This window comes from Halomonas sp. LBP4 (genome assembly GCF_003202205.1).
GTDB classification, from domain to species: Bacteria; Pseudomonadota; Gammaproteobacteria; order Pseudomonadales; family Halomonadaceae; genus Halomonas; species Halomonas flagellata.
In genome coordinates this window covers 352,593-378,459 of the sequence record NZ_PDOG01000002.1, presented here as the reverse complement: position 1 = coordinate 378,459, position 25,867 = coordinate 352,593, and the positions used below count along the sequence as shown (strand labels likewise).

The following is a 25,867-nucleotide window of genomic DNA, read 5'->3' as shown; positions in this document are numbered from 1 at the left end:
TCCATGCCGAAGGAGGGGAAGATGGCGAACGAGCCCGTCGCCTCACGAGAGCCATCGGGGCAGCGGCGCGACCGCCTCAACCCGGTGGTCTTCTACGGTTCGGCCATCGGCATCGTGGCCTTTGCGCTATGGGCCATGATCTTCACGGAACCGGCCGGCGCAGTAATCAACGCCGTGCTGGCCTGGGTTTCGGACAGCTTCGGCTGGTTCTACTTCGTTGCCGTGGTGCTCTACCTGGTATTCGTCATCTGTATTGGCCTGTCGCGCTACGGCAAGCTCAGGCTGGGCCCGGCCCACTCCACACCCGACTTCAATATGGTCACCTGGGCCGCCATGCTGTTCTCGGCCGGCATCGGCATCGACCTGCTGTTCTTCTGCATCGCCGAACCAGTCACCCAGTTCCTCGCACCGCCGGAAGGCGACCCCGGCACCGCCGCGGCCGCCCGCCATGCCATGGAGCTGACCTTCCTGCACTGGGGCCTGTCGGGCTGGGGCATCTACACCCTGGTGGGCATGTCGTTGGCCTTCTTCAGCTACCGCCACGGCCTGCCGCTGACCATCCGCTCCGCGCTCTACCCGCTCTTCGGCCATCGCATCCGCGGCGCGATCGGCCACGGCGTGGATATCGCCGCGGTGCTGGGCACGGTGTTCGGCATCGCCACCAGCCTGGGCATCGGCATCATCCAGCTCAACTTCGGCCTCAACTACATGTTCGGCATCCCGGAGAGCACGGTCACCCAGGCGGCGCTGGCGATCCTGATCGTGGTCTTCTCCGCCATCTCGGCGGTGACCGGGGTCGACAAGGGCATCCGCCGGCTGTCCGAGTTCAACATGCTGCTGGCGCTGCTGCTGATGCTGTTCATCCTGTTCAGCGGCAAGACGCTGTTCCTGCTCAATGCGCTGGTGCTGAACGTCGGTGACTACCTGGGCCGCTTCGTCACCCTGTCGCTCAATACCTATGCCTTCGATCCACCCACCGACTGGCTGAATGCCTGGACGGTGTTCTTCTGGGCCTGGTGGATCGCCTGGGGGCCGTTCGTGGGACTGTTCCTGGCCCGCATCTCGCGCGGCCGCACCATCCGCCAGTTCGTGGCCGGCACCCTGATCCTGCCCCTGTCCTTCATGATGGCGTGGATGTCGATCATGGGGAACAGCGCCATCGACCTGGTGATGAACGACACCGGCGTCGTCGATTTCGGCGAGCAGGCCATGAACAATCCGGGCTCGGCCATCTACCTGTTCCTGCAGAGCTATCCCTGGATCGGGCTGACCACGGTAGTGACGACCCTCCTGGCCATCGTGTTCTTCGTGACCTCGGGCGATTCCGGCTCCCTGGTGCTCTCCAACCTGACCTCGGTGCTCACCGACCCCAACCACGACGCGCCGGCCTGGATGCGCATCCTGTGGGCCGCCGTCATCGGGGTACTGACCCTGGCCCTGCTGATGGCCGGTGGCCTCGGCGCCCTGCAAAGCACCGTGGTGATCATGGGCCTGCCCTTTGCCTTCGTGCTGTTCCTGATGATGCTGGGCCTGTTCAAGGCCCTGAAGGTGGAAGGCCTCAAGGAGGACAGCCACCGCGGCAGCATGGCCGGCCACCTGTCGGGCCGTACCGCGCCAGGTGAGGGTGCCGCTCGCAACTGGCGCCAGCGCCTGGCCCGCGCCGTCAGCTTCCCCAATCATGGGCAGGCCAGCCGTTTCCTCGCCGACGTGGGCAAGCCGGCCATGGAGGAGATCTGCGAGGTGCTGAGCGAGAAGGGCTTCCCGGTGGAGATCGTCGAGGGCAGCGGCGAGCACGAGCACCTGGCCCTGAACGTGAGCCTCGGCGATGAGCCGGACTTCACCTACCAGATCTGGCCCCACCAGTGCGCCATGCCCGCCTTCTCCATTCGCGACACGCGCGCCGGCACCCATTACTACCGGCTGCAGGTGCACATCGGCGAGGGCGGCCAGGGCTACGACGTCTATGGCTACACCCAGGAACAGCTGATCGCCGATATCCTCGACCAGTACGAACGGCACCTGTTCTTCCTGCACTCCCAACGGGAGCTGCCCGGCGCCGAAGCCAACATGCCGGACGATCCCACCACGCCGGGACGCTGACACCAGGGAGCGATGCCATGAGCGACCAAGCCTTCGACCAGGCCGTCGATTACGTCATCGTCGGTGCCAGTTGGCCGGCTCGCTGTAATCCGGGACCTTGCGGCCGCTGGCAGGTGTCGATTCCGCCTCGCCCCGAGCGACTCTCTCCTGCAAGCCACAGGAGGACATGTCATGTCACCGCACGATCTCACCCCCTCAGGCATCGTCTCCCGCGACGAATGGCTCGTCGCCCGCAAGGCACTGCTGGCCAGGGAGAAGGAGCTCACCCGCCTGCGCGACGAGTTGAACGCCAAGCGCCGCGCCCTGCCATGGGTGAAAGTCGAGAAGGAGTATGCCTTCGATACGCTCGAGGGCCGCAGGACCCTCGCCGAGCTGTTCGACGGGCGCAGCCAGCTGATCGTCCATCATTTCATGTTCGGCCCCGGCTGGGGGGCGGGGTGCATCGGCTGCTCCTTCGCGGCCGACCACATCGAAGGCACGCGGGTGCATCTCGAGCACCATGACGTCAGCCTGGTCCGGGTCTCGCGGGCGCCGCTCGCCGAGATCGAGGCTTACCGCAAGCGCATGGGCTGGCAGGTGAAGTGGGTTTCCTCGCACGGCAGCGCCTTCAACTACGACTACCAGGTCTCGTTCACCCCCGAGGAGATCGCCCGGGGAGCGGTCACTTACAACTACACCACGGCCAACGTCTCGATCGAGGACCTGTCCGGCCTCAGCGTGTTCTACCGGGACGCCAACGGCGAGGTGTTCCACACTTACTCGACCTACGGGCGCGGTGACGAACTCGTCGACAGCACCTACATGCTGCTCGACATGACGCCCCGGGGCCGCAACGAGACGGGCCCCCACCACAACCTGATGGACTGGGTGAAACGCCACGACGAATACGCAGCGGCGAAATAACGCGCGCCCTGTCGAACCGACGGGCCCTCGCTCGACCAGGGAGTGGACATCGATACGGAGGAATCCCTCATGCTGCTGAACACCTACCTCATCTTCAACGGCGACTGCCGCGCCGCCTTCGAGTTCTACCAGCGCTGCCTCGGCGGCGAGATCGTCGCGCTGCACCCCTACTCGGAGGCGCCAGAGGAGTGCGCCCAGGACGTGCCGCCGGAGCATCTCGACAAGATCATGCACGCCCGGCTGGTGGTCGACGGGCAGGTCCTGATGGGCTCCGACACCACCCCGGCATGCCCCGCCCCCTATGAAGGCATCAAGGGTGCCCATGTCTCGATCAGCGTCGACACCCCCGAAGAGGCCGAGCGGATCTTTCCCGCCCTGGCCGACAACGGCAGCGTCGTGATGCCTCTGGAGGAGACCTTCTGGGCCCTGCGTTTCGGCATGCTGGTCGACCGCTTCGGCGTGTCCTGGATGATCAACTGCGAACGGGAGGAGGCGCCGTGATGACCCCTTCGGGAGACACCGCCATGCACGAACACGACCCGCCCCATCCCCCCATCGTCACCCGCGACGCCTGGCTGACCGCCCGCAAGGCCCTGCTCGCCGAGGAGAAGGCCCTGACGCACCAGAGGGACGCGGTGAATGCCGCACGCCGGCGGCTACCGATGGTGAAGCTCGACAAGGCCTACGTCTTCGACGGCCCGGCCGGCAAGACCCGCCTGCTCGACCTGTTCGAGGGGCGGCGTCAGCTCATCGTCTACCACTTCATGTTCGCTCCGGAGTGGGAGAAGGGCTGCAGCGGCTGCACGGGGTTCGTCAACGCCCTGGGGGACCTATCGCTGCTCCATGAGCGCGATACCAGCTTCGCACTGGTCTCCCGGGCACCGCTGGCCAAGCTCGAGGCCTACCAGGCCGAGCAGAGTTGGCACTGGCCCTGGGTGTCGTCGCTCGACAGCGACTTCAACTACGACTTCCACGTCACCCTCGACGCGTCCGTCGCGCCGCCCGAGTACAACTACCGCAGCCGGGAGGAACTCGAGGCGCGCACCGGCGAGCCCCACTTCATGAGCGGCGAGTGCCACGGGCTGAGCGTCTTCTTCCGTCTGGGCGAGGAGCTCTTCCACAGCTATTCGACCTACGCCCGGGGCTGCGAGAGCCTCACCGACGCCTACGCCCTGCTCGACACCACGCCCTACGGCCGGCAGGAGGACTTCGAGGACTCGCCGCCGGGCTGGCCGCAGCGGCCGACCTATGGCTGAGCACCGCGCTGGGGGCCGCCGCTACCCGTAGCGGCGCCCCACATGCCTGAGATAATCGTCCGGGGTGATGCCGGTCACCGCCTTGAAGTCGTGGATGAAGTGCGCCTGGTCGAAATAACCCGCCTCGTGGGCGGCATCGGTATGCAGCAGCACGCCGCTGCCGCTCAGTTGCGTGGCGATCTCGGCAATGGGCTGGAGCGTGCCCACCTCGTTGTTGGCCAGCATGACCGAGACCAATGCACGGCCTCGGCCGACACGCGCCCCATGCCATCAACGGACACGATGGTCAGTCCCCGCACTTGGGCCGCCAGGTGGCGAGCCGGCTCCATGGAATCTTGTCTCCTGCGGCGAGTGGGTCGGTTCAGATCGGTTCAGAACACCAGGACCCGACCGTCACCTCGCCATCCCGCTTCAGCAGGGCGTGAGCGAGACGCAAGCCGTTGTAGAGCCTTTCGGTGCCGTAGAGGGGATCGTTGATGATGAGGAGGGTCTGCATGGCGTGGATTCTTGCCATCATTCAATAAAATGATAGAATGATGGTATTGGCCGCAACCTCCTGTCAAGCGGCAAAATACACCGCTTCATCCCGCTTCCGACCCTCAGAGATGAACCCGATGACGTCGCAACATCAACTTCTCGATACCCTGGCCCAGGTCGCCCGCGCCCTGGGTAACGGCCATCGCCTGGCACTGCTGGAGCGTCTGGCCCAGGGCGGTGCCGCGGTGGAGACGCTGGCCAGCACCGCCGGCCTCACGGTAGGCAATGCTTCCCAGCATCTCCAGCAGCTGCGGCGTGCGGGGCTCGTGACCGCCAATCGTTCCGGCAAGCAGATGATCTACCACCTGACCGATGAGCGCATCGTCACCCTGACGGGACTGCTCAGGCAAGTCGCCGAGACCAACCTGGCCGAGATGGAGCGTCTGGTGAGTCGGCTATTCGCCGACGACGATGCTGAGGGGGCCCTGGAGGCAGTATCCCGGGACGAGCTACTGGTCGGGCTGGAAAGCGGCAAGGTCGCGCTGCTGGACGTGCGTCCCGAGGAGGAGTTTGAGGCCGGCCACCTGCCCGAGGCGATCAACATCCCTCTGGCACAGCTGGAAGACATGCTGGACAAGCTGCCCCAGGACAGGGAAATCGTCGCCTACTGCCGTGGGCCCTACTGCGCCCTGTCGCACGAGGCCGTCCAACGCCTGCGGCAACTCGGCTATCGCGTCAGGCGCTTCGAGGAAGGCTATCCGGAGTGGAAAGCGGCCGGCCTGCCCGTGACGTGACCTGAGGCACCGCCATGAGTGACACGCTCTTGACCCATGAGCCGCTGCTTCGGGGCGCCGTGTTCGCCTTCGTCCTGCTGGCCATGGCCCTCTGGGAGGTCGCTGCCTCGCGCCGACCCCAACACGTGCCTCGCCGAAAACGCTGGCCAGGCAACCTGTTGATCGTCGCGCTGGATACCTTGGCGGTCCGTCTGGTGTTTCCCCTTGCCGCCGTCGGCGCCGCCTGGATCGCCGCCGAACAAGGCTGGGGTCTTTTCAACCTGGTCGCGGCTCCTGTATGGCTGGCGGTGTTGGCCTCGGTTGTCGTGCTGGATCTAGCCATCTATTTCCAGCACCGGCTGTTCCATGCCGTTCCCTGGCTATGGCGCCTGCATCGCATGCACCATGCAGACTTGGAATTCGATGTCACCACGGGCCTGCGCTTCCACCCCCTGGAGATAATGATCTCAATGGGCATCAAGCTCGCCGTGGTGGCCCTGCTGGGAGCACCGGCGTTGGCGGTGCTGCTCTTCGAGGTCGTGCTCAACGCTACCTCCATGTTCAACCATGGCAATGTCCGTCTGCCTGCCAGGTTAGACCGCCTGCTGCGCCTTCTCGTGGTGACACCGGACATGCACCGTGTCCACCACTCCATCGTCCGCCGGGAAACCGACAGCAACTTCGGCTTCAACTTGCCTTGGTGGGATCGGTTATTCGGCACCTACCGAGACCAGCCTGCCGCTGGCCATCTCGGCATGACGATTGGCATCGAGGACTTCAGGGAAGTGCGAGACCTCAGGCTGGACCGCATGCTGGTCCAGCCCTTCTTGAGCCCTCACCGGCAAGTGAAGCGTAATCGCCTTTAAGGGTGTAGGCATGGGCGTGAGTGGCATCGAGGCGAAAAGCCTCGATGCCAACGAGGCGCTTTCGGCGATCAACCACGGACCGATGAAGCATGGAGATCGTGCGGGGACTTACTCGGTGAGCAAGCTCGGCGCCGCCGCCTCCGGGAAGGTCCTCATCGTCTGCTGATTCCAGGTCTCGAAGTGATCCTGCATCGCCTGACGCGCCAACTCCCGATCGCGCGTCTTGACGGCGGCCACGATCGCGATATGCGTTTCGTTGGTTTTCTTTTGCGCCTCTCGGGACTGCCTTGCCAGGATCCTGCGCTGGTGAAGGACCTTCTTCAGCACCGATGACAGCCCCTGGAAGATGATCAGGATGGCAGGATTCTTGGCCATAATGGCCAGCTGTTCATGGAAGTCGTAATCGGCCTGTATGCCTTCGAGAACATCGGTGGACTTCACGATCTTTTCGCAGAGCCGCTCAAGCCTTTCCAGCTCATGGGGCTGATGATTCACCGCAGCGGCCTGGACGACCTCTCTTTCGAGCATTTCCCTTGCCGTCTCGAGATGATCGACGGAAATGTAATTGAGCTTGAGCGCAAGTTCGAAATAGAGCTGAAGGAAGACCGGCTCAGGCATCTTGAGAAAGGTACCACTGCCCTGCTTACGCTCGATGAACCCGAGACTGTGCAGTACCGAAAGCACATTCCTGACCGAGGAGCGGTGCATGGCAAAGTGCTCACACAGCGCTCTCTCCGGCGGAAGCTTCAAGCGGCCGTCCCTGGACAGCTCGGAGACGGAAACGAACTCCTTCAGCCTGTCAAGAAGGCTCGGATCAATCTGGCTCATATCGTCATCCAAGGGCTGCCCCCATACCCTAAGCACAAGGGCAGCTTAGCATAGTCAGTGAATGTGCATACCACCGTTGACATCCAGGGTAGCCCCCGTGATGTAGCCCGAGAGCTCGCTGGCCAGGAACAGGAAGGCATTGGCGACATCGTCAGGCGCGCCCAGGCGGCCCAGCGGAATACCCTCCAGAATCTTGGCCTTCATCTGGTCGTCGAGCTTGCCGGCGGTGATATCGGTAGCGATCAGGCCCGGGGTGACAGCGTTGATGCGGATGCCGTCCGCCCCTAGCTCGCGCGCCATGGCCTTGCCGAGCCCCAGCATGCCGGCCTTGGCGGCGCTGTAGTGCGGCCCACCGAAGATACCGCCACCACGCTGTGCGGAGACCGAGGAAGTGTTGATAATGGAGCCTGACCCGGCCTGCTTCATATACGGAACGACGGCCTGCGACATGTAGAGCATGCCGCGGAGGTTGACGTCAAGGACCCGGTCATAGTCTTCCGGCGAAATCTCCTCGAACTTCACCGGCTGGGTGATACCGGCGTTGTTGACGAGCACATCGATGCGACCGAACTTGTCGATCACGGCCTTCGCCAGATTCAGGCAGTCATCACGATTCGCCACGTTTCCGGTCACCACCAGAGAACGCTCGGGATCGAACTCTCCGCGAACCTTCTCGCAGGCCTGCTCGTTGATATCGGAAATCACCACCGAGGCCCCATGTTCATAGAAGAGCCTGGCGGTTCTCAGGCCGATCCCCTTTTCACCTGCGGCGCCGGTGACGATACACACTTTGTCTTTAAGCAGCATGATGTTGTCCTCTTATGCATTCTCGGTAAGTAAAGCCAGCTCCTCAAGGGAGCGGGAAACGCGTGACTCGATCAACTCGAGCGGCAGTGGTTGCTCATCGCGCCATGGCTGAGCATTGGCATCGCGATGGAGGCGGAACGGAAGCTCCAGGGAAAAAGGCTTGCCCTGTCTTAGAAGCTCAGTCGCCACCTCGGAGTCATCCACATCCCCCTCGCCAAGGGCAACGAAGTCGATGCCGTCCGCGGTCCGGGCGCAGGGCTTGAGGTGGAAATGGTCGGCAATGCTCATGGCCTCGCGGGCATCGCTGAGGGGTTCCCGCCCGGGGCAGTGCGACAGCAGATTGCCGACGTCATAGTTGAGACCGAAGGCATCGCGATCCAGCCGCCCCAGCAGGCCGGCCACGTCACCGGCATGGTCGAGCACGTTGGGCACTCCGTTGCCAGGGTTCTCGAGCAGGACGCGCACACCATATTGCCGGGCAATCGCCGCCAGGGTGTCGGCCTGCCGGAAGAAGGCGTCGCCACGATCGCGCGTGGCGGCATTGGTGATCACGAAGGAGGCCCCAAGGGTGGCGGCGAAGCGGCAGCGCGCCTCGAGCCTGGCAGCGGCATCCTCGCCACCCAGGTCGATATGACCGGAAAAGTAGCGACACTCCTGTCCATGTCGCTGCATCTCGCTCTTCAGTTCTTTGGCGAAGTCGTTGGTAAAGTCACTATCGGTAAAGGCCTCCACATAGCCATCGATGAAGGCAAACTCGACATGGCGTACGCCGCAGCGCGCCAGCGATGGCAGGATCGTATCGAACCCATAGCCATCATAGGCCGCGGTGCTGACAGATACATAGCAGGTCATTGATGTCTCCTCAGGCCGTTCCATTGAGCAGCCGATAGGTGCGAATCAGCTGGCTGTCATCGAGCTGGCCCTCACCGCGCTGGGAGCTGGACACAAACAGCTGACGAGCAGTTTCCGCCAGGGGAGTAAAGGCCCTGGAGGCTTTCGCGGAGTCGCAGACGATGCCCATGTCCTTGCAAAAGATATCGATGACGCTGGTGACATCGCCCGGCTCGGCGATCATCCGCGGCCCGCGATCCTTGAGCATCCAGCTGGACGCTGCAGACCCCGTCACCATGGATAACATCAGCGACGCATCGATACCGTTCTTCTCGGCCAGCGACAGCGCCTCGGCGGCGGCGGCGATGTGCACACCGCACAGCAGCTGGTTGACCGCCTTCATCGCAGAGCCCTGTCCAGGCTGCTGCCCCGCCTCGTACACGGCCTTGCCCAACGCCTCGAATACCGGACGACACCCCGCCAGGGCGTCTTCCGCCCCCGAGGCCATGATGGTGAGCTCACCGGCGCGAGCGCCGACCACGCCTCCGGAGACCGGGGCATCCACGTAGCGCAGGTCGGGCCTCACCGCTGCGACGTCTCTCGACATTGCCGCAGCGTCATCCGGCGATATGGTGGACATCTGGACGATGCAGGCACCCTGCCCCAGCGACTCGACGACTCCCTTCTCGAACAGCAGTGAGCGGACCTGGTCAGCGTTGACCACCATAAGGAAGAGCGCCTCGCAGCTGGCGAGATAGCGACTCTCTTCCTCGGTTGAGATCGCTTGGCCGTTGAATTCTTGCGCTCTCTGTTCGAGCGCATCGATGCCGAGCACCTGGATGCCGCCTTCTTTCAGTCGGGATGCCATAGGCCACCCCATGGCACCTAGCCCAGCGAAAGCAATTTTTTGCATAATTACACCTCAGTAAATGATCAGATACGGCACATAGGACACCAGCAGCAACACGGTGATGGCCACCAAATAGAAAGGAGCCAGCTCCTTTACCACGGCCCCGATACGTTCACGGGCAATGGCAGAGGAAACGAACAACGTGGTGCCGATGGGTGGCGTGAACAGGCCGATACTGAGGTTCACGCACATCATGATGCCGAGTTGCACCAGGTCCAGACCGATCGCATTGCCAATAGAGACCAGTGTCGGTCCCAGCAGCAGGATGGCGGCCGGCAGGTCGAGGAACATGCCGATGAAGAGCAGCAGCAGATTGATCGCCAGGATGATCAGGATCGGATGCTTGAGATACTCTACGGACCACTGGGCGACTGCCTGAGGCACGCCACCGGAGGTCAGGATGTAGGCAATGATGTTGGCTGCGGTGATGATCAGCAAGACGATGCCGCTGGTGATCACCGTGTTCACCAGCGCCCTCATGACGCGATCGGCAGAGAGATCGCGATAGATCACGGCACTGACGACCAGGGCATAGGCAACGGCGATGATGCTCACCTCGGTGGGTGTAGCGATACCGGCTCTCAGCAGCACAACAATGAACACCGGCATCAGCAGCGCCGGCAGCGCGGTGACCAGCGTGTTAATCACCTCGGCCCGAGTGTACTTGAGCGTCAGCCTAGGGAATCCACGACGTCTGCCAACGATATAGCAGGCCAGCATCATGCCACCGGCGAGCATGAGAGCCGGTATCACTGCCGCAATAAACAGTGACGCAATGGACGTATTCGAGACAGTGGCAAACAGAATCAGTGGAATCGAAGGGGGCATCAGTCCAGCGATCACCGACGACGCCGAAGTAACGGCCGCGCCGAAAGCGCCTGGATAGCCTTCCCTCTTCTGCCAGGGAATCAGCATGGAGCCGAGAGCCGAAGCTTCGGCCACCGAGGAGCCGGAAACGCCACCAAACACAGTCGATCCCACCACAGTGACCTGTCCGAGACCACCGTGATACTTACCCACCAACATGGAAGCCAAGTTCACCAACTTTTTACCCAGTTTGCCTGACATCATCAGGCTCCCCGAGAGAATGAAGAAGGGTATCGCCAGCAGAGGAAAACTTTGTGTCGGCTGAAAGATCTTCATGACAGCCATGCTAGATGGCATAGGTCCGAAGACAGACAGTGCTGCCCAACCACTAATCACCAGCGAGTAGCCGACCGGCATCGCCATCAATAGAAACAGGACAAACGCAATAAGCATCTGGGCCGTCATATCCCATCCTCCCCATGCGAGACTTGAGGCTCGGAGAATTGATCCCCACCGGTCAGCACCAACGCGATGTTAATGAGCGAATCGACTGCCAGGCCAAGGAATCCTATTACCACTGCCCAGTAGGCCCAGGACATGGCGACCTGGGTTATCGGGAGTCGCTGGCTTCCTGCGATCTCGACGACATCGAGTGCGTGGACGGCCATGGTACCAAAGGCGATCATCGCGATGACGTCGACAGCCAGCACAACACCTTTCCTCGGCAAGCTGGGCAGTTTCTCCACCACCAGATCGATGCCGATATGTTCGTTCTTGGCAGCGGCGGCCACGATGGCGCACATCGTCAACCAGGGGAAAAGCAGATTGGGCACTTCCGTCACCCAGCCCAGGTTGGTGGAGAGCACATATCGGACCACCACACCCAGCAACAGCGACAGGAAGATGGCCACAATGGATACGATGGATACCCATTTGAAGGCGTGATAGATGACATTCTTTGAGCGCACTAGCAGTGAAGTGGGCGCACCCACTTCACCGCTGCGGCTCTCTTCCGAGAGCTTCATGGAAAGCCCCTCCCGTTACTGCGACTCGCTCTGAGCCGCATTGACGACCATCTCGACCAGCTCCGGGTATTTTTCACGCCACAGATCGTAAACGGATGAAGTGGCTTCGATGAAAGGCTGTTTTTCCACTTCATTGAATGCCACGCCAGCTTCTTCCATTTCACTGCGCAGATCTTCATCTGCCTGGAGCGACGCTTGGCGATTGAATTCACCCGCCTCGACTGCCGCTTCTTCAATCACTTCCTTCTGCTCAGGCGTCAGGGTGTCCCATACGGCCTTGCTCATCAGCAGCGGGGTGGACTCATATTTATGGCCGGTCAGCGAGATGTAGTCCTGCACCTCGTAGAGCTTGGATGAATGGATATTCATCAGCGGGTTCTCCTGGCCATCCACGACCCCCTGCTCGAGGGCGATGTACAGCTCGGAGAAGTTCATCGGGGTCGGGTTGGCACCCAGCGCCTCGAAGATATCGACGGTCATCTCATCGGGTGGGGTGCGAATCTTGAGGCCATTCAGATCCTCAGGCGTCTCGATGGGATGCACATTGTTGCTGACGTGGCGAATGCCGTTATCCCACAGCGCGAGAAGCACTAGGTTATGCTCTTCCGCCAGTTTCTTCAGCTCGTCGCCAACCTCGCCGTCCATCACTTTCCAGGCGGTGGGAAGCGAGTCGAAGAGGAACGGAAGACCAAGCACGGAGAACTGTGGCACAACACTCGAGGTTGCTCCCTGACTATTGGTACTTAAAGCCAGTGTCCCCATTCTCATTTGGGTCAGCGCTTCCATATCGTCGCCATACTGGGCGTTGCCACCCACGTCCACAATGAGCTGACCATTAGTACCCTCTTCCACCAGCTCTGCGAAGCGTTCGGAGGCATCCCACTTCGGATTTCCCTCCGCCGCGTTGTGGGCAAGCTGAAGCGTCTGTTGTGCGATGGCGGCACCAGAAACAAAAATGGCACCGGCGAACACAGATCCAATTACTGTTGTTTTCATGGCGTGTCTCTCTTTTCACATGGTTGTTAATAATGAAGTTATCAATTTAGATAGTTGGCATGATTTCTTCATCGCTGGAGACATATTGCTCCAGAGTTTTCACTACCTCATTAGTTGAAATACCATAGAGATCGTGAAGGGTCGGCAGGGCACCAGCGCCCAGGAACTCGTCGGGAAGACCAATTTGGCGGAACGTGACCGCGACACCTTCCTTCATCAGCAGTGAGGCGATGCTTTCCCCCAGCCCGCCAACGACCGAGTGGTTCTCGGCCACGAACACGGGGCGGTCGGGATGACGACGCACTTCTTCCAGAATGGCCTCATTGTCCAACGGCTTGATCGTGGCGCAGTGCATGACACCCACCTCGACACCTTTCTCCTTCATCTGATCGGAGGCCTCGATCGCCCGAGTCGTCATCAGACCGGAAGAAATGATCAGGGCATCTTTACCGTCAATCAGCCGCTTGGCCTTGCCGATCTCGAAGCGGTAGCCTTCGAACCGGTCCAGGACGCGCGGTACCTTGCCGCGAAGAAGGCGCAAGTAAACGGGCCCGTCGAAATCCACCATCGCCTGCACCGACTGCTCGATATCCACCGCATCGCAGGGGTCGATGATGGTCAGGTTCGGCATGCCACGGAAGATGGCGACATCTTCGGTGGCCTGGTGGCTCGGCCCGTAGCCGGTCGTCAGCCCCGGAAGCGCACTGATGATCTTGACGTTCAACTTCTCCTCGGCGATAGCCAGACAGATGAAGTCGTAGGCGCGGCGTGAGGCGAAGACACTATAGGTCGTGACGAAGGGGATGAAACCCTCACGAGCCATGCCCGCCCCTGCCATCATGAGCAGCTGCTCGGCCATGCCCATTTGGTAATACCGATCAGGGAAGGCCCGCTCGAAGATATGCAGGTCGGTATACTTGCCGAGGTCCGCCGTCATGCCCACGATCTTCGGGTTCTTTTCGGCGGCTTCTACCAGCGCGTGCCCAAACGGGGCCGACGTCGTTGGCGTGCCTTCATCGGCGATGGACGCAATCATTGCCGAGGTCTTCAACTTCTTCTTGGCGCTCATTTCATATCCTCCTTACTGGACACCGTAGACTTCATCGAGCTGCTTGAGCGCCACACTCCATTCATCCTCATCAACGCGAATGAAGTGGGTCTTGTCCCGAGTTTCCAGGAACGGCACACCACGGCCCATCAGGGTGTCGCAGATAATGACGCGGGGCTTGTCGGAGCTGCTTTCCATGGCACTGTCGAAGGCGTCGATCAGCGCCTCAAGATCATTGCCGTTGACGCGATACGTCTCCCAGCCGAAGGCGGTCCACTTGTCAGCAATCGGCTCATAATTGAGAACGGTGGACGACTTGTCGTCGGCCTGCTGATCGTTGACGTCCACAATGGCAATCAGGTTATCCAGCTTCCAGTGAGCGGCGGAGGCGACGGCCTCCCAGGTCGAGCCTTCATTCAGCTCGCCGTCCGACAGCAGGTTGAATATGCGCGAAGCACTCTCCTTGCGCTTGAGACCCAGCGCCATGCCTACACCAATGCCCAGGCCGTGGCCCAGAGAGCCGCCGGTGATCTCCATACCCGGCGTGTAGCCGGCCATGCCTGACATGGGCAGGATACTGTCGTCGCTGCCGTAGTCTTCGATCTCCTCCTCGGCGATGACGCCAGCCTCGATCAGGGCGGCATAGAGGGCGATGGCGTAGTGACCGATGGACAGCAGGAAACGATCCCGCTCCTCCCACTCCGGGTTCTTGGGATCCAGCCTCAGCGCGCGGAAATAGGAGACTGCCAGGACATCGGCAACCCCCAAGGCCTGGCCAACGTAGCCCTGCCCTTGCACCTCGCCCATCCGCAAGGCGTGGCGACGAATCTTGTAGGCCCGCTGCCGAAGCGCCTCGACAGCGCCGGATTTGGATGCTGTAGCTGTTTCGCTCATTCCAGTCACCTCCAATTGGTTGACCATTTGAAGGTAAAGACAATGGATTGGTTGCGAAATAAGACCTTAGTATATTGCGTATTGCACTAATATTGGATGGAAGACAATCCAGCATCTAGCACCACAGCTGTTAGCCTGTTAATAGATTCAAGATTTTTAGATAATCGAAAGATTAAATCTTATAAAACAATAAGATACACTAATCATACAAAGCGGCGCCTTGGCCTCGCCTTGCGCATATCGAGAAAAACTAAACTTCACTCGCAGTATTCAGAGCGCTCGCCGGAAGCTAACAAAGCCGTTCAATTTCGACAAATGGTTAACCATTTTAGGTGGATTGGTCGGCATCGGAGGATAGCGAGCTAGATCCCCTCCACTTCGATGCCATGCCGGGCGAGCCGCACCTTGCGCTGCTCGTAATCCGGCATGGCGCGCTCCAGGCGGCGCCAGAAGGGGGTGATGTGGTGGGATTCGTGCAGATAGACCAGTTCATTGACGACCACGTGCTCGGCGATATGGCGTGGCTGCAGGATGGTCTTCCAGTGGAAGTAGACGCGATTGCCCTTGCCGCAGGAGCCCCAGCGGTAACCGAGGTCCTGGACCTTCACACCGGGGGCTCGACCAGAAAGCGCTGAAAGGGCATGGTAGTGGCTCTGGATGAACGACGTGGCCACCGTCAGCTCAGGGCCAGGGTGAAGGAATGAAGCTGATCCTCAGCCGCAAGGGCTTCGACTCCGCCGCCGGGGGCGTGCCGAGCCCCATCTTGCCGGATGGCCGGATGGTCGCCCTGCCCATCCCGGACGGGAACTCGATCATCCGCTACCGGGACATCGCCCATGACGGAGGCTCGCTCGGCGATCTGGTCGGCCAGCTCTCCCGGGGCAGGGTGACGCCGGACGACCGCGCCCATCTCGATCCTGACCTGATCGGCGCTATGCTGCCCCGGAAGCCCGGCTGGCGGCCCCTCTTCGGGCAAGCGGGCCAGGCCCAGGGGCATCTGCGCAACCAGGAGGTCGGGCCGGGGGATCTTTTCCTGTTCTTCGGGCTCTTCCGGCGCGTCGAGCCTCACAACGGAGCCTGGCGCTGGACCCCCGACTCCCGGCCCTGCCATGTCATCTGGGGCTGGCTGCAAGTGGCGAAGGTAGTGCCGGTGGACGAGGCCCGGTCGGGAGACTACGAGTGGGCGGCCTATCACCCCCACTTCCAGCGGGAGGGCGATCCCCACAACGTGGTCTACCTGGCGAGCCGGCGACTACGCCTCGACGGGCTGGACGAGGCGCTGCCAGGTGCCGGCGTCTTCCCGCACTTCTCGCCGGGTCGTCGGTTGACCGCTCCAGATGCCGCCAACACCTCCACCTGGCGGCTGCCCGCCTGGTGCTATCCAGAGGATGGCCGCACGCCGCTGACCTACCATGCGAACCGGCAGCGCTGGCACAGGCACGCCGATCACACCGAGTTGACCGCGGCGGCGCGCGGCCAGGAGTTCATCCTGGACGGCGAGGAGTATCCGGAAGCGGCGCCCTGGGCAGGCGACTTGATTCGCCATCGGTAGCCTCGTTTCCGGTCGGTGATCAGGCCGCCACCTCCCCTTCCATTGCGGCCTATGCCCTGCCCATCACCATGGCCGATTTCGGCGAGACACCCTGCGCCGCCGTTATCAGCCAGCGTCTGCAGGCCGACGCCACCGGTTGCGCCACGCTGACGGCTGCGTCGCGTTAGTCGTGCATATCGCGAAACGCCTCGATCACATACCCTCCCAGAGCCTCGCTGGCCTGGCCCGCGCCGCCCCGCTTCACCAGCTCCAGCTGGTAATCGCCGAGTGGCGGCAGCAGCTTCTTGTCGATCCGGCGCAGCGGCGGCCGGATCAGGGCCAGCGGGAAGGGCGATACCGCCAGGTCGGCAAGCATGGCGGCTTCCTGCCCGGCGCAGTGTTCGCAGGTGTAGGCGATCCGGTAGCTCACCCCGGCACGGTCGAGGGCGTCGAGGGCCATCCCGCGCCAGGCACAACCGTGGTGGGCCAACGCCACCGGTAGCGGCGAGCGCTGGGCGGCGATGCCGCCTTCGCGCCCGGCCCAGACCAGCGGCTCGCTGTGCACGACCTCGCCACGCACGCCTTGCCCCGGGTTGCCGGCGGTGACCAGCACCAGGTCGAGCTCGCCGGCATCCAGACGCGCCAACATCCCCGCGCTGCTGCCCACCACCACGTCGACCTGGACCGCGGGGTGCGAGCGGGCGAACTGCGCCAGTACACCGGGCAGGATGCGTGTGCCCACGTCGTCGGTGGTCCCGATGCCCACCCGCCCCTCCAGCGACGGCGCCAGGAACTGGGTCACCGCCTCCTCGTTGAGCTTGAGCAGCCGTCGCCCGTAGCCCAGCAGCACCTCGCCCTCCGGCGTGAGCCGTACCCGACGCGCCTCGCGTACGAACAGCGGCTGGCCGAGGGTCTCTTCCAGGCGCTTGATCTGCATGCTCAGGGCCGACGGCGTGCGGAACACCTGCCGGGCGGCGCGGGTGAAGCTGCCGCTCTCGGCGATCGCCACGAAGGTGCGCAGCACCTCGGTATCCAGCAGCGGCAGGGCCGCCCCGCCGGTCGGTAAGGATAGCTGTGTCATGGCCGAAACCTTTCAGAAATTCTTAATGCACAATGTAGACCTTTTCGTTTGATTGATCAAAAGACCGGGACCATGCTGTCCCCCAGAGGTCGCGACCCTCCCATCAACCCGACGCCATTACCGGTAGCCGCCCGCGCGGCGGCCCGTTGGGAGGTGCCAGATGAGCCAGTACGAACCGATTCGCCGCCCGAGAGTCGTCGCCGACAAGCCGGCGCCACCGCCAGCACCGGACTTCTATATGCCGGCCATGCCGCCCCTGGGGCTGATCACTGCCCTCGAGCACTGGTGGCACGTCTACCGCCGCCGGCGGCAATTCCGGCAACGTTTCCTGCCGCTGCTCGCCCACGACGACCATATCCTCGAGGACATGGGCCACCGCCGCGACGACATCCTGTGGACATCGCGCCTGCCGCTGCAGGTCGATGCGCTGAAGGCCCTCGAGGAGTGCCGGGTGCTACGCAAGGCCCAGCAGGGCCCTTTCTCCTTGCTCGACCTCAAGCGGAGTTGAGGCTTCAGGCCCCTGGCGAACCGCCGCCAGGGGCCTTGCCGCGGCCGCGAACCGGCCGCTATTCCATTTCCAGGCCATCGAGCAGCTTGCCGAGCAGCCTGCCCAGTGTCTCCTGCTCTTCCCGACTGAGGGCGGAGAGCAGGCGTGCCTCGTTCTCGACATGCAGCGGGACGAGCCGGTTCATCAGTTCCAGCCCCTTCTCCGTCAGCGAGACCAGGGTGCCGCGCCGGTCCTCGGGGTTGGGCGAGCGCTGGATCAGCCCGGCCTTCTCCAGGCGATCCAGCCGGTTGGTCATGCCCCCGGAGGAGATCATCAGCGCCTCGAACAGCTGCGTGGGCGTCAGCGCATGGGGCGTGCCGGCGCGGCGCAGGGTGGCCAGCACGTCGAACTCCCCCGCCTGCAGGCCGTGCTGCTTGAACAAGGCGTCTACTCGCCCCTTGGTGAGCAGCTGGCTGGTCTTCAGGTAGCCGACCACCTCCATGGGCAGCAGGTCGAGGTCCGGCAGCTCGCGCTGCCATTGGCTCACCGCCAGTTTCACTCTATTCATTGCCAACCACTTATCTCGATGCTAAGATACTTTTATCTTGATACGAAGATACTTGACGTAAAGATACTTTCCGACAAGCTATGGGAGAAGGGATGATGTCGAACGCAACACTGTCGCGCAAGGGTACGGATCGGGCCGGGATTTACGCCCTGGGCTGCCTGCTGCTGGTCGGCACCTTCCTGGCGCTGTCGCTGGTGGTGGCCAAGCTGGCGGACGGCGCGGGGGCGCCGCGGCTGACCTTCCTGATGACGGCCATGGCCGGGGCCGGGATCGTGCTGGGTACCATCGGGGCGCTGCAACATCGGTCGATGGCGCTCAACCGCCGTACCCTGGAGTACGCCGCCGTGGCTGGGGCGCTGTTCGCCGTGCCCAATGCCCTGGCCTTCCTCGCGGTACGTCATGTCGGCGCGGGCTTCATCTCGCTCAGCTTCGCCTTCCCGATCCTCGTCACCTGGCTGCTGGCCGTCTGGCTGAGCCTGGAGCGCCTGCGCGCCCTGCGGTTGCTGGGCGTGCTGCTGGGGCTCTCCGGCGGGCTGGTGCTGGCCGCGGCCAAGGCCGGCGGCGCAGGCGGTGCCCAGGGGTGGGTCCTGCTGGTGCTGGCCATGCCGCTGGTGATCGCGCTGGGCAACATCTACCGCACGCTGCGCTGGCCCGAAGGCAGCTCGCCGATCTTCCTGGCCGCGCTGATGATGCTCGGCGGCGCCGTGACGCTGGTGCCTTTCGTGCTGCTGCTCGAGCCGGATCAGCTGCCGGCGCTGTTCACCACGGGGGCCGTGTTGCGGCTGCTCGCGGTGGAGGTCACGGTGTTCTCGGTGCTCTACCTCTTCTACTTCGTGCTGCAGAAACTCGCCGGCCCCGTCTACCTGAGCCAGATCGGCACGGTGGCGGCGCTGGTCGGCACCCTGATCGCTGTGCTGGCACTCGGCGAGGCCCCGCCCCCCAACCTGGGCCTGGCCGCGCTGCTGGTAGCACTCGGCACCGTGCTCTTCCATCGCGGCGCCCGCGCCGCCTCCGTCCCAGGTGGCGCAACGACCACCTGATGGCGTCACGTCCCCCCGACCAAGGAGTCATCATGAGCCTTATCGAAGCCCTGACCTGGCGCTACGCCACCAAACGCATGAACGGCAAGCAAGTGCCCAGGGCACAGGTCGACAGGATCCTGGAAGCGGTGCGCCTGGCGCCCTCCTCCTACGGCCTGCAGCCCTACTCCGTGCTGGTGATCGAGGATCGGGCGCTGCGCGAGCGGATCAGTCCGGTGGCTTTCGACCAGCCGCAGATCACCCAATCCTCGCACCTGCTGGTGTTCGCCGCCTGGGATCCCGTCGAGGAGGCCCACGTCGACGACCTGATCCGGCTCACCGCCGAGACACGCGGCCAACACCCGGACGACCTGGCGGCATATGGGAGCACCATCAAGGGGGCCGTCGGCGGCTTTGCGTCGGCCCACGAGAAATTCCAGTGGGCGGCCAAGCAGGCCTATCTGGCGCTGGGAACAGCGCTGGCCGCGGCTGCCGCGGAGCGCGTGGACGCCTCGCCCATGGAGGGTTTCGACCCGGCGGGGCTGGATGACCTGCTGGGGCTCAGGGAGCAGAACCTGCGCAGCGTCGTGCTGATGGCGCTAGGCTATCGTGACAACGAAGCCGACCGGCATGCCGGCCTCGAGAAGGTGCGCTGGCCCCGGGAGAAGCTGTTCATCCACTTGCCACCTGCGTAGCGGTGGCGAGCCAACCACGAGGAGCGAGCGTGACGGAGGAAGAGTCACTGCAGCGGGCCATCGAGGAAGAGGTCGCCCTGGTGGTGTGGGGTGAGCGCCTGTGGCGGGAGCGCCTCCAGTTTCGCGATGCCCTGCGTGCCGACCCGGCGCTTGCCCGCCGCTACGCCGAGCTCAAGCGGTCGCTGGTCGATCGACATCGCCGGGACAGAGAGGCCTATACCGCGGCCAAGGGCGACTTCGTGCATGCGATACTCCATGGCTCACCGCCGCCCTCGGCACAGGCGTCATGCGGCGACTGAGAGCCAGGCACAAAGGGAGAAAGCGATGAGCCAACACCAGCACGACTACCGGGTGCGGGTCACCTGGACCGGCAACCAAGGCAGCGGCACCCGTGGCTACCGCGCCTATTCGCGCGACCACGAGATCGAGGTGGCCGGCAAGGCCACGCTGCAAGGCTCGGCCGACCCCGCCTTCCTGGGCGACGCCGCGCGGCACAACCCCGAGGACATGCTGGTCGCCTCCCTCGCGGCCTGCCACATGCTGTGGTACCTGCACCTGTGTGCCGATGCCGGCGTCATCGTCGAGCGCTACACCGACCAGGCCGAGGGCAGCATGGCCCTGACCGGCAACGGCGGCGGTCACTTCACCCGGGTGACGCTGCGCCCGCAGGTCGGTATCGCCGCCGGCAGCGACCCGGCGCTGGCCGAACAGCTGCACGAGCGTGCCCACCGGCTCTGCTTCATCGCCAACTCGGTCAACTTCCCGGTGCACTGCGAGCCGACCATGGAGCGGGCGCCGGCGCCTCGAGTGGCTGATGGCGACCCGTCACGGTGCTATCGTAAGCCCACCCTTGAGCCGTGATGGAAGGAAACGCTGCATGAAATATCTCGGAGCCCACGTCAGTGCCGCCGGTGGCCCCGATCAGGCCGTGCTGCGCGCCGTGGAGATCGGTGCCGACGCCTTTGCGCTGTTCACCAAGAACCAGCGCCAGTGGCACGCCAAGCCGCTGACCGACGAGGCCATCGAGGCCTTCCACGCGGCCTGCCGCGAGCACGGCTTCGGCCCGGGGCAGATCCTTCCCCACGACAGCTACCTGATCAACCTCGGCCACCCGGATGCCGCCGGGCTCGAGAAGTCCCGCGCGGCCTTTCTCGACGAATTCCAGCGCTGCGAACAGCTCGGGCTCACCCTGCTCAACTTCCACCCCGGCAGCCACCTGAAGAAGATCAGCGAAAGCGAGTGCCTGACCCGTATCGCCGACTCGATCAACCATGTGCTCTCCGAGACCCGGGGCGTCACGGCGGTGATCGAGAACACCGCCGGCCAGGGCACCAACCTGGGGTGGCGCTTCGAGCACCTCGCCGAGATCATCGACCAGGTCGACGACAGGTCGCGGGTCGGGGTGTGCATCGACACCTGCCACGCCTTCGCCGCCGGCTACGACCTGCGCACGCCGGAGGCCTGCACCGCCACGCTGGACGAATTCGCTGCCGTGGTCGGCTTCGAGTATCTGCGCGGCATGCACCTCAACGACGCCAAGAGCGAATTCGCCAGCCGCGTCGACCGCCATCACAGCCTGGGGCAGGGCAACATCGGGCTGGACGCCTTCACCACCCTCATGTGCGACCCGCGCATCGATGATATCCCCATGGTGCTGGAGACCATCGAGCCGGCGATCTGGGCCGAGGAGATCGCCTGGTTGCGGGCCCAACAGCTCGACGCCGCCTAGGCCTCCAGGCCTGATATCCCCTTCCCCGCGTAGATGCCCACCCAATGCTCAACCAGACGGTTGACAAGCCTTCGTCGGCGATCTATCTAAACCATATGGTTGAACAACAGACGATCGTCCTGGATCGGGTCTTCCATGCCCTGGCCGACCCGACCCGACGGGCAATGCTCAAGAGCCTCGCCTCGGGCGAGCGCAGGATCGGCGAGTTGGCCTCGCCCTTCTCGATGTCGCTCGCGGCCGCCTCCAAGCATGTGCGCGTGCTGGAACAGGCAGGCTTGATCCATCGCCGCGTGGAGGGTCGGGCCCACCTCTGCCGACTCAATCCGGACCCGCTCGCCGCGGCCGACGAGTGGCTGCACTTCTACGAGCGCTTCTGGAGCAAGCGCCTCGATGCGCTGGAGGAGGCCCTGAAAGCCGAGGATACCCACCAAGGAGCACCATATGGCGGACGATAACCACCACATCTCGGTCAGTGTCAGTCGGGATTTCGCCACCTCGCCAGAAAAAGTCTTCGACGCCTGGCTCGACCCGGTGATGGTCCAACACTGGTTCGCCCCCGGGCTCGGCGAGATGGTGCGCGTCGAGATCGATCCCCGCGTGGGCGGCGCCTTCCACCTCGACCAGCAGCGCGGCGATGAACTCGCCCGGCACTGGGGCACCTATGTCGAGTTCGAGCGGCCCAGGCGGCTGGTCTTCACCTGGTGCGTCGACGGCGTGGATGGCGAGGACCTGGTGACGATCGATATCGCCCCCCTGGAGGCGGGATGCCGCCTCACCATCACCCATCGCATGGATACCGGCTTCGCCGAGTATGCCGACCTCACCCGGCAGGGCTGGGGCATGATGCTGGAAGGCATGGCCCAGGGCCTGGCCAGCCAGTCGCAGCACGGCCAGCTGTTCGCGCCGGACAGCATCCGTTTCGAGCGCCTGCTGCCCGGCCCCATCGAGCGGGTCTGGGCCTATCTCACCGAATCCGACAAGCGTGCCCAGTGGCTCGCCGCCGGCAGCATGGAGCCTCGACCGGGCAGCGCCTTCGCCCTGCATTTCGACCACGCCGGTCTCTCGCCTCACCAGTCGCCGATCCCTGAGCGCTTCCGCCAATTCGAGGGCGGCTGCACCACCCACCACGAGGTCCTGCGCTACGAACCACCTCACCGACTGATGCTGAGCTGGGGAGGCGGCGAGGAACCGCCGTCCGAGGTGACCTTCGAACTCAGCGAGGAAGGCGACCGGGTGCGGCTGACACTGACCCATCGCCGGCTGGGCGATATCGATACCCTGGTCGACGTGGCCGGCGGCTGGCATACCCATCTCGCCATCCTGGCCGAGGTACTGGTGGGGCGTACGCCACCGCCCTTCTGGCCGTTGTTCGAACGCATGGAGGAGGAGTACCGATGGCGCATCACGTCACGACCCACCTGATGTTCGAGGGGACCGCCGAGGAGGCCATGACGCTCTATGTCGCCCTGTTCGACGACGCCGAGATCGCCCGGATCCGCGCGCTATGGCCCTCACCTTCACCCCGTCGATGTCGCTGTTCGTCGAGAGCGAAAGCGAAGCCGAGCTGGACGAGGCATTCGCGCAATTATCGTCAGGTGGAGAGGTGCTGATGCCGCCCGATGACTACGGCTTCAGCGCCCGCTTCACCTGGCTCAACGACCGCTTTGGCGTGTCGTGGCAGCTCAACCTGACCTGAATCGCCAGAGGAGGTCTCCCATGTCTGTCCCCCATCCACTACCAGCCATCGTCTCGATGGACGAGTGGCAGGCTGCACTCGAGCGCCAGATCGCCAAGGAAAAAGAGCTTACCCGCGCTCGTGACAGATTGAACGCCGAGCGCCGACGACTGCCGATGGTCGAGGTAACGAAGGCGTACACCTTCGAGGGGCCGTCGGGCCCGGCGACCCTGCTCGACCTGTTCGAAGGGCGTCGCCAGCTGATCGTCTATCACTTCATGTTCGGGCCCGACTGGGAGGCCGGTTGCGACGGCTGCTCCTGGATGGTGGATGCCATGAGCCATCCCGCCCACCTGCACGCCCGCGACACCTCGCTGGTGCTGGTCTCGCGGGCGCCCCTGGCAAAGCTGGAACGCTACCGGGCGCGGGCGCGCATGGGCTGGCGGCACCCGCCCTGGTACTCCTCCCAGGGCAGCGACTTCAACGTCGACATGGGGGTCACCACCGGCGACCGCGACGCCCCCGATGCCGACCGGGGCGAACGGCACGGGGTCAGCGTCTTCCTGCGCGATGGCGAGCGGGTCTACCGCACCTACTTCACCGGCAAGCGCGGCGTCGAGTACCTGGGCAGTCACTGGACCTACCTGGACCTGACGCCCTATGGCCGCCAGGAGACCTGGGAGGACTCGCCCGAGGGCTGGCCCCAGTCGGCGCCGTATGCGTGGAACCGACGCCACGACGAGTACGAGTCGTGAACGAACGCCCCAAGCACTACCCGCGGAGACAACTTGATCTACCCTGAATTTCACCTCACCGGGGTTTGCCCGGGGATGATTTGTCACGAACAGGGGTAGCATCACATGCAACCGCGTATCACGCTGATCACGTTAGGCGTCGATGACCTGGAGCGCGCGCTGCGCTTCTATCGCGATGGCCTCGGCCTGGAAACGCCCGGCATCGTCGGCGAGGAGTTCGAGGAAGGCGACGGGGCCGTGGCGTTCTTCGAGCTGCAGGGCGGGCTGAAGCTCGGGGTCTGGCCGCGCCGCTGTATCGCCAATGACGCGAACCTGCCGATGGGCGCGCCGAGCGCGACCGAGTTCACCCTGGCGCACAATGTCGCCTCCCGGGAAGAGGTCGATAGCGTCATGGAGCAGGCGAGAAGCGCCGGCGCCACGATCACCAAGCCCGCTCACGAGACCTTCTGGGGCGGCTATGCCGGCTACTTCCAGGATCCCGACGGCCATCTGTGGGAAGTGGCCTGGAACCCTGTCTGGGAAATCGAGGAGTGACGAGGAGCACGGAATCTCCATGAAGACCATTGGCTTGCTTGGCGGCATGAGCTGGGAGTCCACCGTCAGCTACTACCGGGCGCTCAACGAGGGGGTCAAGGCCAGCGAGTGACGGACACGCTGCGGATCACGTGGATCGACCAGATGGTCCCCAAGCGCGGCGATGACGCCGCTGCTGTCGAGGGCTTCACGCAGGAGCAAGGCACCGCTGTCGCTGGTGGTGCGCTGGCCGCTCAGCTCGACGCGGACAGAGCCATTGAAGGAGGGCGTCATGGTGGATACAGTTTCACCCCTAGCGGATGGTCCTCTTGAATCAGGTTCTTGGCGGAACGCACTGATTTCTCAAGAGAATACCATCCGCTATCTTCGTTTTCAGGCCACCCTCATGAAGGGGTGAGGGCACGACCACTGGCGCGGAATTTGACGTTGGGCATGGCGCAGTACGGGTGAATGGCTGTTTTGGCTACGTTACCATGCACGTCAGTGGGTTAGCAGCATTCCGGGGTGCCGGGTTCACGGATTCAGGATTTCATACAGCGAGCCAGAAAATACTGGCACTAATTTGTTAGTCGATAAAATCAGCACAAACCTTACATAACATTTCATCCACTCCATAGACCATAACATTATTTACAATCCGAAAGCTTTTGTAAGATAGCCCCACCTCCCTCTACTAAGCTGTATAGAGCACACACTGTGCTCCTGACTATTTTTCCTGAACTGCAACGCAGCGGGAGGTGCAGCATGATTTCCCCGAATCTTATCAAGAAGTTTGGCATACTCGGCGTTTCCATGGGCCTCATGATCAGTCCGCTGGCGTTGTCCGATGAGGTGGCCCTGCCGGCGGTGATCGTTATCGGCGAGGACATGATCACCCCCAGCTTCCAGAGCAATCCGGTCAATGATCCTCGAGACATAACCCAAGCGGCCTTTCGGGGTCCTGTGACGGCGAACGGTTTCGCTACGGCAGATCTTAGCCCAAGCTTCCGGAGCAATCCGGTCAATGATTTCCGATACATAACCCAAGCGGCCTTTCGGGGTCCTGTGACCGCGAGCGGTTTAGCTACGGAAGATCTTAGCCCAAGCTTCCAGAGTAATCCGGCCAATGATCCGCTCATGAATGGCTACGACTATTAAAAAAGACTCCATTTCACTTGATGACCTTCAGGGCCCCTACCTCTCGCAGGGGCTCTTTCATTGGGTATGTTCTGCTCTCACTCGGGATCGCTTTCCATCGCTTCGCGTCATCATCATGCGCTAGGTGTGATCTCT

General features: G+C 63.2%; 33 protein-coding genes and 3 pseudogenes. 21 read left to right on the top strand and 15 right to left on the bottom strand.

The genetic code is table 11. The features are described 5' to 3' along the window. Positions 1-21 precede the first annotated feature (21 nt). The 4 genes from betT to CR157_RS08770 all read left to right on the top strand — a co-directional run bounded on the left by betT (position 22) and on the right by CR157_RS08770 (position 4,259). Entirely contained in the window at positions 22-2,100 is a 2,079-nt protein-coding gene (gene betT / locus CR157_RS08785) for a choline BCCT transporter BetT (RefSeq protein ID WP_219999915.1), read from the top strand. Between the two features lie 171 nt (positions 2,101-2,271). Continuing rightward, positions 2,272-3,003 carry a DUF899 domain-containing protein gene (locus tag CR157_RS08780; RefSeq protein ID WP_110283158.1) on the top strand — a complete coding sequence of 244 codons (732 nt, stop codon included), beginning with the start codon at positions 2,272-2,274 and terminating at the stop codon, positions 3,001-3,003. Positions 3,004-3,072: 69 nt separating this feature from the next. After that, the gene (locus CR157_RS08775; RefSeq protein WP_110283157.1) at positions 3,073-3,504 is read left to right on the top strand and encodes a VOC family protein; all 432 of its coding nucleotides are present in this window, start codon (positions 3,073-3,075) and stop codon (positions 3,502-3,504) included. Beyond that, complete coding sequence (locus CR157_RS08770) at positions 3,504-4,259, top strand: DUF899 domain-containing protein (protein ID WP_258364115.1); 756 nt, start codon at positions 3,504-3,506, stop codon at positions 4,257-4,259. The genes CR157_RS08775 and CR157_RS08770 overlap by 1 nt, the downstream gene beginning before the upstream one ends. A gap of 21 nt (positions 4,260-4,280) precedes the next feature. Here the strand turns inward: CR157_RS08770 and CR157_RS08765 are convergent, their stop codons facing one another. Both CR157_RS08765 and CR157_RS23005 read right to left on the bottom strand, forming a co-directional pair. Continuing rightward, complete coding sequence (locus tag CR157_RS08765) at positions 4,281-4,496, bottom strand: helix-turn-helix domain-containing protein (RefSeq protein ID WP_258364114.1); 216 nt, start codon at positions 4,494-4,496, stop codon at positions 4,281-4,283. A 124-nt stretch (positions 4,497-4,620) separates the two neighbouring features. Next, positions 4,621-4,755, bottom strand: coding sequence for a hypothetical protein (locus CR157_RS23005; RefSeq protein WP_258364113.1), 135 nt, complete (start codon positions 4,753-4,755; stop codon positions 4,621-4,623). A gap of 118 nt (positions 4,756-4,873) precedes the next feature. Between CR157_RS23005 and CR157_RS08760 the strand changes: the two genes are divergently transcribed. Both CR157_RS08760 and CR157_RS08755 read left to right on the top strand, forming a co-directional pair. Continuing rightward, positions 4,874-5,530, top strand: coding sequence for an ArsR/SmtB family transcription factor (locus tag CR157_RS08760; RefSeq protein WP_219999914.1), 657 nt, complete (start codon positions 4,874-4,876; stop codon positions 5,528-5,530). A 14-nt stretch (positions 5,531-5,544) separates the two neighbouring features. Continuing rightward, on the top strand, positions 5,545-6,375 hold the full coding sequence (locus tag CR157_RS08755) for a sterol desaturase family protein (protein ID WP_110283155.1): 831 nt from the start codon (positions 5,545-5,547) through the stop codon (positions 6,373-6,375). A gap of 108 nt (positions 6,376-6,483) precedes the next feature. Here CR157_RS08755 and CR157_RS08750 read toward each other — a convergent pair whose 3' ends face one another. The 10 genes from CR157_RS08750 to CR157_RS08705 all read right to left on the bottom strand — a co-directional run bounded on the left by CR157_RS08750 (position 6,484) and on the right by CR157_RS08705 (position 15,195). Further along, positions 6,484-7,203: a FadR/GntR family transcriptional regulator gene (locus CR157_RS08750; protein ID WP_110283154.1), complete on the bottom strand. Its 720-nt coding sequence runs from the start codon at positions 7,201-7,203 to the stop codon at positions 6,484-6,486. Between the two features lie 54 nt (positions 7,204-7,257). Further along, on the bottom strand, positions 7,258-8,010 hold the full coding sequence (locus CR157_RS08745; protein ID WP_110283153.1) for an SDR family NAD(P)-dependent oxidoreductase: 753 nt from the start codon (positions 8,008-8,010) through the stop codon (positions 7,258-7,260). Between the two features lie 12 nt (positions 8,011-8,022). Beyond that, entirely contained in the window at positions 8,023-8,862 is an 840-nt protein-coding gene (locus CR157_RS08740) for a sugar phosphate isomerase/epimerase family protein (protein ID WP_181422014.1), read from the bottom strand. Between the two features lie 10 nt (positions 8,863-8,872). Next, on the bottom strand, positions 8,873-9,754 hold the full coding sequence (locus tag CR157_RS08735; RefSeq protein WP_110283151.1) for an NAD(P)-dependent oxidoreductase: 882 nt from the start codon (positions 9,752-9,754) through the stop codon (positions 8,873-8,875). A 9-nt stretch (positions 9,755-9,763) separates the two neighbouring features. Further along, entirely contained in the window at positions 9,764-11,023 is a 1,260-nt protein-coding gene (locus CR157_RS08730) for a TRAP transporter large permease (RefSeq protein ID WP_110283150.1), read from the bottom strand. Continuing rightward, the gene (locus CR157_RS08725) at positions 11,020-11,583 is read right to left on the bottom strand and encodes a TRAP transporter small permease (RefSeq protein ID WP_110283149.1); all 564 of its coding nucleotides are present in this window, start codon (positions 11,581-11,583) and stop codon (positions 11,020-11,022) included. Before CR157_RS08725 ends, CR157_RS08730 begins: the two co-directional genes overlap by 4 nt. A gap of 15 nt (positions 11,584-11,598) precedes the next feature. Beyond that, the gene (locus CR157_RS08720; RefSeq protein ID WP_110283148.1) at positions 11,599-12,579 is read right to left on the bottom strand and encodes a TRAP transporter substrate-binding protein; all 981 of its coding nucleotides are present in this window, start codon (positions 12,577-12,579) and stop codon (positions 11,599-11,601) included. Positions 12,580-12,625: 46 nt separating this feature from the next. Continuing rightward, a complete protein-coding gene (locus tag CR157_RS08715) occupies positions 12,626-13,648 on the bottom strand; it encodes a transketolase family protein (RefSeq protein ID WP_110283147.1) in 1,023 nt (340 codons plus the stop codon). Positions 13,649-13,660: 12 nt separating this feature from the next. Further along, the gene (locus CR157_RS08710) at positions 13,661-14,521 is read right to left on the bottom strand and encodes a transketolase (RefSeq protein ID WP_110283146.1); all 861 of its coding nucleotides are present in this window, start codon (positions 14,519-14,521) and stop codon (positions 13,661-13,663) included. A 362-nt stretch (positions 14,522-14,883) separates the two neighbouring features. Further along, positions 14,884-15,195 (bottom strand): M48 metallopeptidase family protein, encoded by a 312-nt coding sequence (locus tag CR157_RS08705; RefSeq protein WP_258364112.1) that lies wholly within the window; start codon positions 15,193-15,195, stop codon positions 14,884-14,886. Positions 15,196-15,221: 26 nt separating this feature from the next. On the opposite strand from CR157_RS08705, the gene CR157_RS08700 reads away from it, so the two are divergent. Next, positions 15,222-16,073 (top strand): hypothetical protein, encoded by an 852-nt coding sequence (locus CR157_RS08700; RefSeq protein WP_110283145.1) that lies wholly within the window; start codon positions 15,222-15,224, stop codon positions 16,071-16,073. A gap of 163 nt (positions 16,074-16,236) precedes the next feature. On the opposite strand, the gene CR157_RS08695 is transcribed toward CR157_RS08700, so the two are convergent. Further along, positions 16,237-17,133 carry a LysR substrate-binding domain-containing protein gene (locus CR157_RS08695; RefSeq protein ID WP_110283144.1) on the bottom strand — a complete coding sequence of 299 codons (897 nt, stop codon included), beginning with the start codon at positions 17,131-17,133 and terminating at the stop codon, positions 16,237-16,239. 160 nt (positions 17,134-17,293) lie between these two features. On the opposite strand from CR157_RS08695, the gene CR157_RS08690 reads away from it, so the two are divergent. Then, the gene (locus CR157_RS08690) at positions 17,294-17,641 is read left to right on the top strand and encodes a hypothetical protein (protein ID WP_110283143.1); all 348 of its coding nucleotides are present in this window, start codon (positions 17,294-17,296) and stop codon (positions 17,639-17,641) included. A 58-nt stretch (positions 17,642-17,699) separates the two neighbouring features. Here CR157_RS08690 and CR157_RS08685 read toward each other — a convergent pair whose 3' ends face one another. Then, positions 17,700-18,188, bottom strand: coding sequence for a MarR family winged helix-turn-helix transcriptional regulator (locus CR157_RS08685; RefSeq protein WP_110283142.1), 489 nt, complete (start codon positions 18,186-18,188; stop codon positions 17,700-17,702). A gap of 95 nt (positions 18,189-18,283) precedes the next feature. Between CR157_RS08685 and CR157_RS08680 the strand changes: the two genes are divergently transcribed. From CR157_RS08680 to CR157_RS08630, 12 genes and pseudogenes are all read left to right on the top strand, one after another. Next, the gene (locus CR157_RS08680) at positions 18,284-19,228 is read left to right on the top strand and encodes a DMT family transporter (protein WP_110283471.1); all 945 of its coding nucleotides are present in this window, start codon (positions 18,284-18,286) and stop codon (positions 19,226-19,228) included. A gap of 32 nt (positions 19,229-19,260) precedes the next feature. Further along, positions 19,261-19,902, top strand: a complete 642-nt coding sequence (locus tag CR157_RS08675; protein WP_181422013.1) for a nitroreductase family protein — start codon at positions 19,261-19,263, stop codon at positions 19,900-19,902. Between the two features lie 29 nt (positions 19,903-19,931). Continuing rightward, entirely contained in the window at positions 19,932-20,201 is a 270-nt protein-coding gene (locus tag CR157_RS08670) for a GrpB family protein (protein WP_258364111.1), read from the top strand. 25 nt (positions 20,202-20,226) lie between these two features. Beyond that, complete coding sequence (locus tag CR157_RS08665) at positions 20,227-20,763, top strand: OsmC family protein (RefSeq protein WP_110283140.1); 537 nt, start codon at positions 20,227-20,229, stop codon at positions 20,761-20,763. Positions 20,764-20,779: 16 nt separating this feature from the next. After that, positions 20,780-21,631, top strand: a complete 852-nt coding sequence (gene nfo / locus CR157_RS08660; RefSeq protein ID WP_110283139.1) for a deoxyribonuclease IV — start codon at positions 20,780-20,782, stop codon at positions 21,629-21,631. Between the two features lie 95 nt (positions 21,632-21,726). Beyond that, positions 21,727-22,086 (top strand): ArsR/SmtB family transcription factor, encoded by a 360-nt coding sequence (locus CR157_RS08655; RefSeq protein WP_110283469.1) that lies wholly within the window; start codon positions 21,727-21,729, stop codon positions 22,084-22,086. Next, positions 22,073-23,053 carry an SRPBCC domain-containing protein gene (locus CR157_RS22815; RefSeq protein WP_219999913.1) on the top strand — a complete coding sequence of 327 codons (981 nt, stop codon included), beginning with the start codon at positions 22,073-22,075 and terminating at the stop codon, positions 23,051-23,053. The genes CR157_RS08655 and CR157_RS22815 overlap by 14 nt, the downstream gene beginning before the upstream one ends. Next, positions 23,026-23,085, top strand: a pseudogene (locus CR157_RS23310) (hypothetical protein); the annotation flags it as partial. The gene CR157_RS22815 and the pseudogene CR157_RS23310, both read left to right, overlap by 28 nt. Before the next feature lie 50 nt (positions 23,086-23,135). Continuing rightward, a complete protein-coding gene (locus CR157_RS22810) occupies positions 23,136-23,327 on the top strand; it encodes a VOC family protein (protein ID WP_219999912.1) in 192 nt (63 codons plus the stop codon). Between the two features lie 20 nt (positions 23,328-23,347). After that, entirely contained in the window at positions 23,348-24,061 is a 714-nt protein-coding gene (locus tag CR157_RS08640) for a DUF899 domain-containing protein (protein WP_110283138.1), read from the top strand. A gap of 105 nt (positions 24,062-24,166) precedes the next feature. Then, positions 24,167-24,595, top strand: coding sequence for a VOC family protein (locus tag CR157_RS08635; RefSeq protein ID WP_110283137.1), 429 nt, complete (start codon positions 24,167-24,169; stop codon positions 24,593-24,595). A 19-nt stretch (positions 24,596-24,614) separates the two neighbouring features. Continuing rightward, positions 24,615-24,695 (top strand): annotated as a pseudogene (locus tag CR157_RS08630) (aspartate racemase); the annotation flags it as partial. Here the strand turns inward: CR157_RS08630 and CR157_RS08625 are convergent. Then, a pseudogene (locus CR157_RS08625) lies at positions 24,695-24,868 on the bottom strand (transposase); the annotation flags it as partial. The pseudogenes CR157_RS08630 and CR157_RS08625 overlap by 1 nt on opposite strands. 471 nt (positions 24,869-25,339) lie before the next feature. Between CR157_RS08625 and CR157_RS08620 the strand changes: the two are divergent. Next, positions 25,340-25,732 carry a hypothetical protein gene (locus CR157_RS08620; RefSeq protein ID WP_110283136.1) on the top strand — a complete coding sequence of 131 codons (393 nt, stop codon included), beginning with the start codon at positions 25,340-25,342 and terminating at the stop codon, positions 25,730-25,732. Positions 25,733-25,867: the final 135 nt, after the last annotated feature.

Coding starts and splice junctions, on each gene's coding strand:
- CR157_RS08635 (WP_110283137.1), top strand. CDS start 24,167: ATGCAACCGCGTATCACGCTGATCACGTTAGGCGTCGATGACCTGGAG.
- CR157_RS08780 (WP_110283158.1), top strand. CDS start 2,272: ATGTCACCGCACGATCTCACCCCCTCAGGCATCGTCTCCCGCGACGAA.
- CR157_RS08725 (WP_110283149.1), bottom strand. CDS start 11,583: ATGAAGCTCTCGGAAGAGAGCCGCAGCGGTGAAGTGGGTGCGCCCACT.
- CR157_RS08760 (WP_219999914.1), top strand. CDS start 4,874: ATGACGTCGCAACATCAACTTCTCGATACCCTGGCCCAGGTCGCCCGC.
- CR157_RS08640 (WP_110283138.1), top strand. CDS start 23,348: ATGTCTGTCCCCCATCCACTACCAGCCATCGTCTCGATGGACGAGTGG.
- CR157_RS08715 (WP_110283147.1), bottom strand. CDS start 13,648: ATGAGCGCCAAGAAGAAGTTGAAGACCTCGGCAATGATTGCGTCCATC.
- nfo (WP_110283139.1), top strand. CDS start 20,780: ATGAAATATCTCGGAGCCCACGTCAGTGCCGCCGGTGGCCCCGATCAG.
- CR157_RS08700 (WP_110283145.1), top strand. CDS start 15,222: ATGAAGCTGATCCTCAGCCGCAAGGGCTTCGACTCCGCCGCCGGGGGC.
- CR157_RS08770 (WP_258364115.1), top strand. CDS start 3,504: ATGACCCCTTCGGGAGACACCGCCATGCACGAACACGACCCGCCCCAT.
- CR157_RS08665 (WP_110283140.1), top strand. CDS start 20,227: ATGAGCCAACACCAGCACGACTACCGGGTGCGGGTCACCTGGACCGGC.
- CR157_RS08695 (WP_110283144.1), bottom strand. CDS start 17,133: ATGACACAGCTATCCTTACCGACCGGCGGGGCGGCCCTGCCGCTGCTG.
- CR157_RS22815 (WP_219999913.1), top strand. CDS start 22,073: ATGGCGGACGATAACCACCACATCTCGGTCAGTGTCAGTCGGGATTTC.
- CR157_RS08755 (WP_110283155.1), top strand. CDS start 5,545: ATGAGTGACACGCTCTTGACCCATGAGCCGCTGCTTCGGGGCGCCGTG.
- CR157_RS08710 (WP_110283146.1), bottom strand. CDS start 14,521: ATGAGCGAAACAGCTACAGCATCCAAATCCGGCGCTGTCGAGGCGCTT.
- CR157_RS08655 (WP_110283469.1), top strand. CDS start 21,727: ATGGTTGAACAACAGACGATCGTCCTGGATCGGGTCTTCCATGCCCTG.
- CR157_RS08675 (WP_181422013.1), top strand. CDS start 19,261: ATGAGCCTTATCGAAGCCCTGACCTGGCGCTACGCCACCAAACGCATG.
- CR157_RS08745 (WP_110283153.1), bottom strand. CDS start 8,010: ATGCTGCTTAAAGACAAAGTGTGTATCGTCACCGGCGCCGCAGGTGAA.
- CR157_RS08690 (WP_110283143.1), top strand. CDS start 17,294: ATGAGCCAGTACGAACCGATTCGCCGCCCGAGAGTCGTCGCCGACAAG.
- CR157_RS08730 (WP_110283150.1), bottom strand. CDS start 11,023: ATGACGGCCCAGATGCTTATTGCGTTTGTCCTGTTTCTATTGATGGCG.
- CR157_RS08680 (WP_110283471.1), top strand. CDS start 18,284: ATGTCGAACGCAACACTGTCGCGCAAGGGTACGGATCGGGCCGGGATT.
- CR157_RS08685 (WP_110283142.1), bottom strand. CDS start 18,188: ATGAATAGAGTGAAACTGGCGGTGAGCCAATGGCAGCGCGAGCTGCCG.
- CR157_RS22810 (WP_219999912.1), top strand. CDS start 23,136: ATGGCCCTCACCTTCACCCCGTCGATGTCGCTGTTCGTCGAGAGCGAA.
- CR157_RS08750 (WP_110283154.1), bottom strand. CDS start 7,203: ATGAGCCAGATTGATCCGAGCCTTCTTGACAGGCTGAAGGAGTTCGTT.
- betT (WP_219999915.1), top strand. CDS start 22: ATGGCGAACGAGCCCGTCGCCTCACGAGAGCCATCGGGGCAGCGGCGC.
- CR157_RS08775 (WP_110283157.1), top strand. CDS start 3,073: ATGCTGCTGAACACCTACCTCATCTTCAACGGCGACTGCCGCGCCGCC.
- CR157_RS08735 (WP_110283151.1), bottom strand. CDS start 9,754: ATGCAAAAAATTGCTTTCGCTGGGCTAGGTGCCATGGGGTGGCCTATG.
- CR157_RS08620 (WP_110283136.1), top strand. CDS start 25,340: ATGATTTCCCCGAATCTTATCAAGAAGTTTGGCATACTCGGCGTTTCC.
- CR157_RS08740 (WP_181422014.1), bottom strand. CDS start 8,862: ATGACCTGCTATGTATCTGTCAGCACCGCGGCCTATGATGGCTATGGG.
- CR157_RS23005 (WP_258364113.1), bottom strand. CDS start 4,755: ATGCAGACCCTCCTCATCATCAACGATCCCCTCTACGGCACCGAAAGG.
- CR157_RS08720 (WP_110283148.1), bottom strand. CDS start 12,579: ATGAAAACAACAGTAATTGGATCTGTGTTCGCCGGTGCCATTTTTGTT.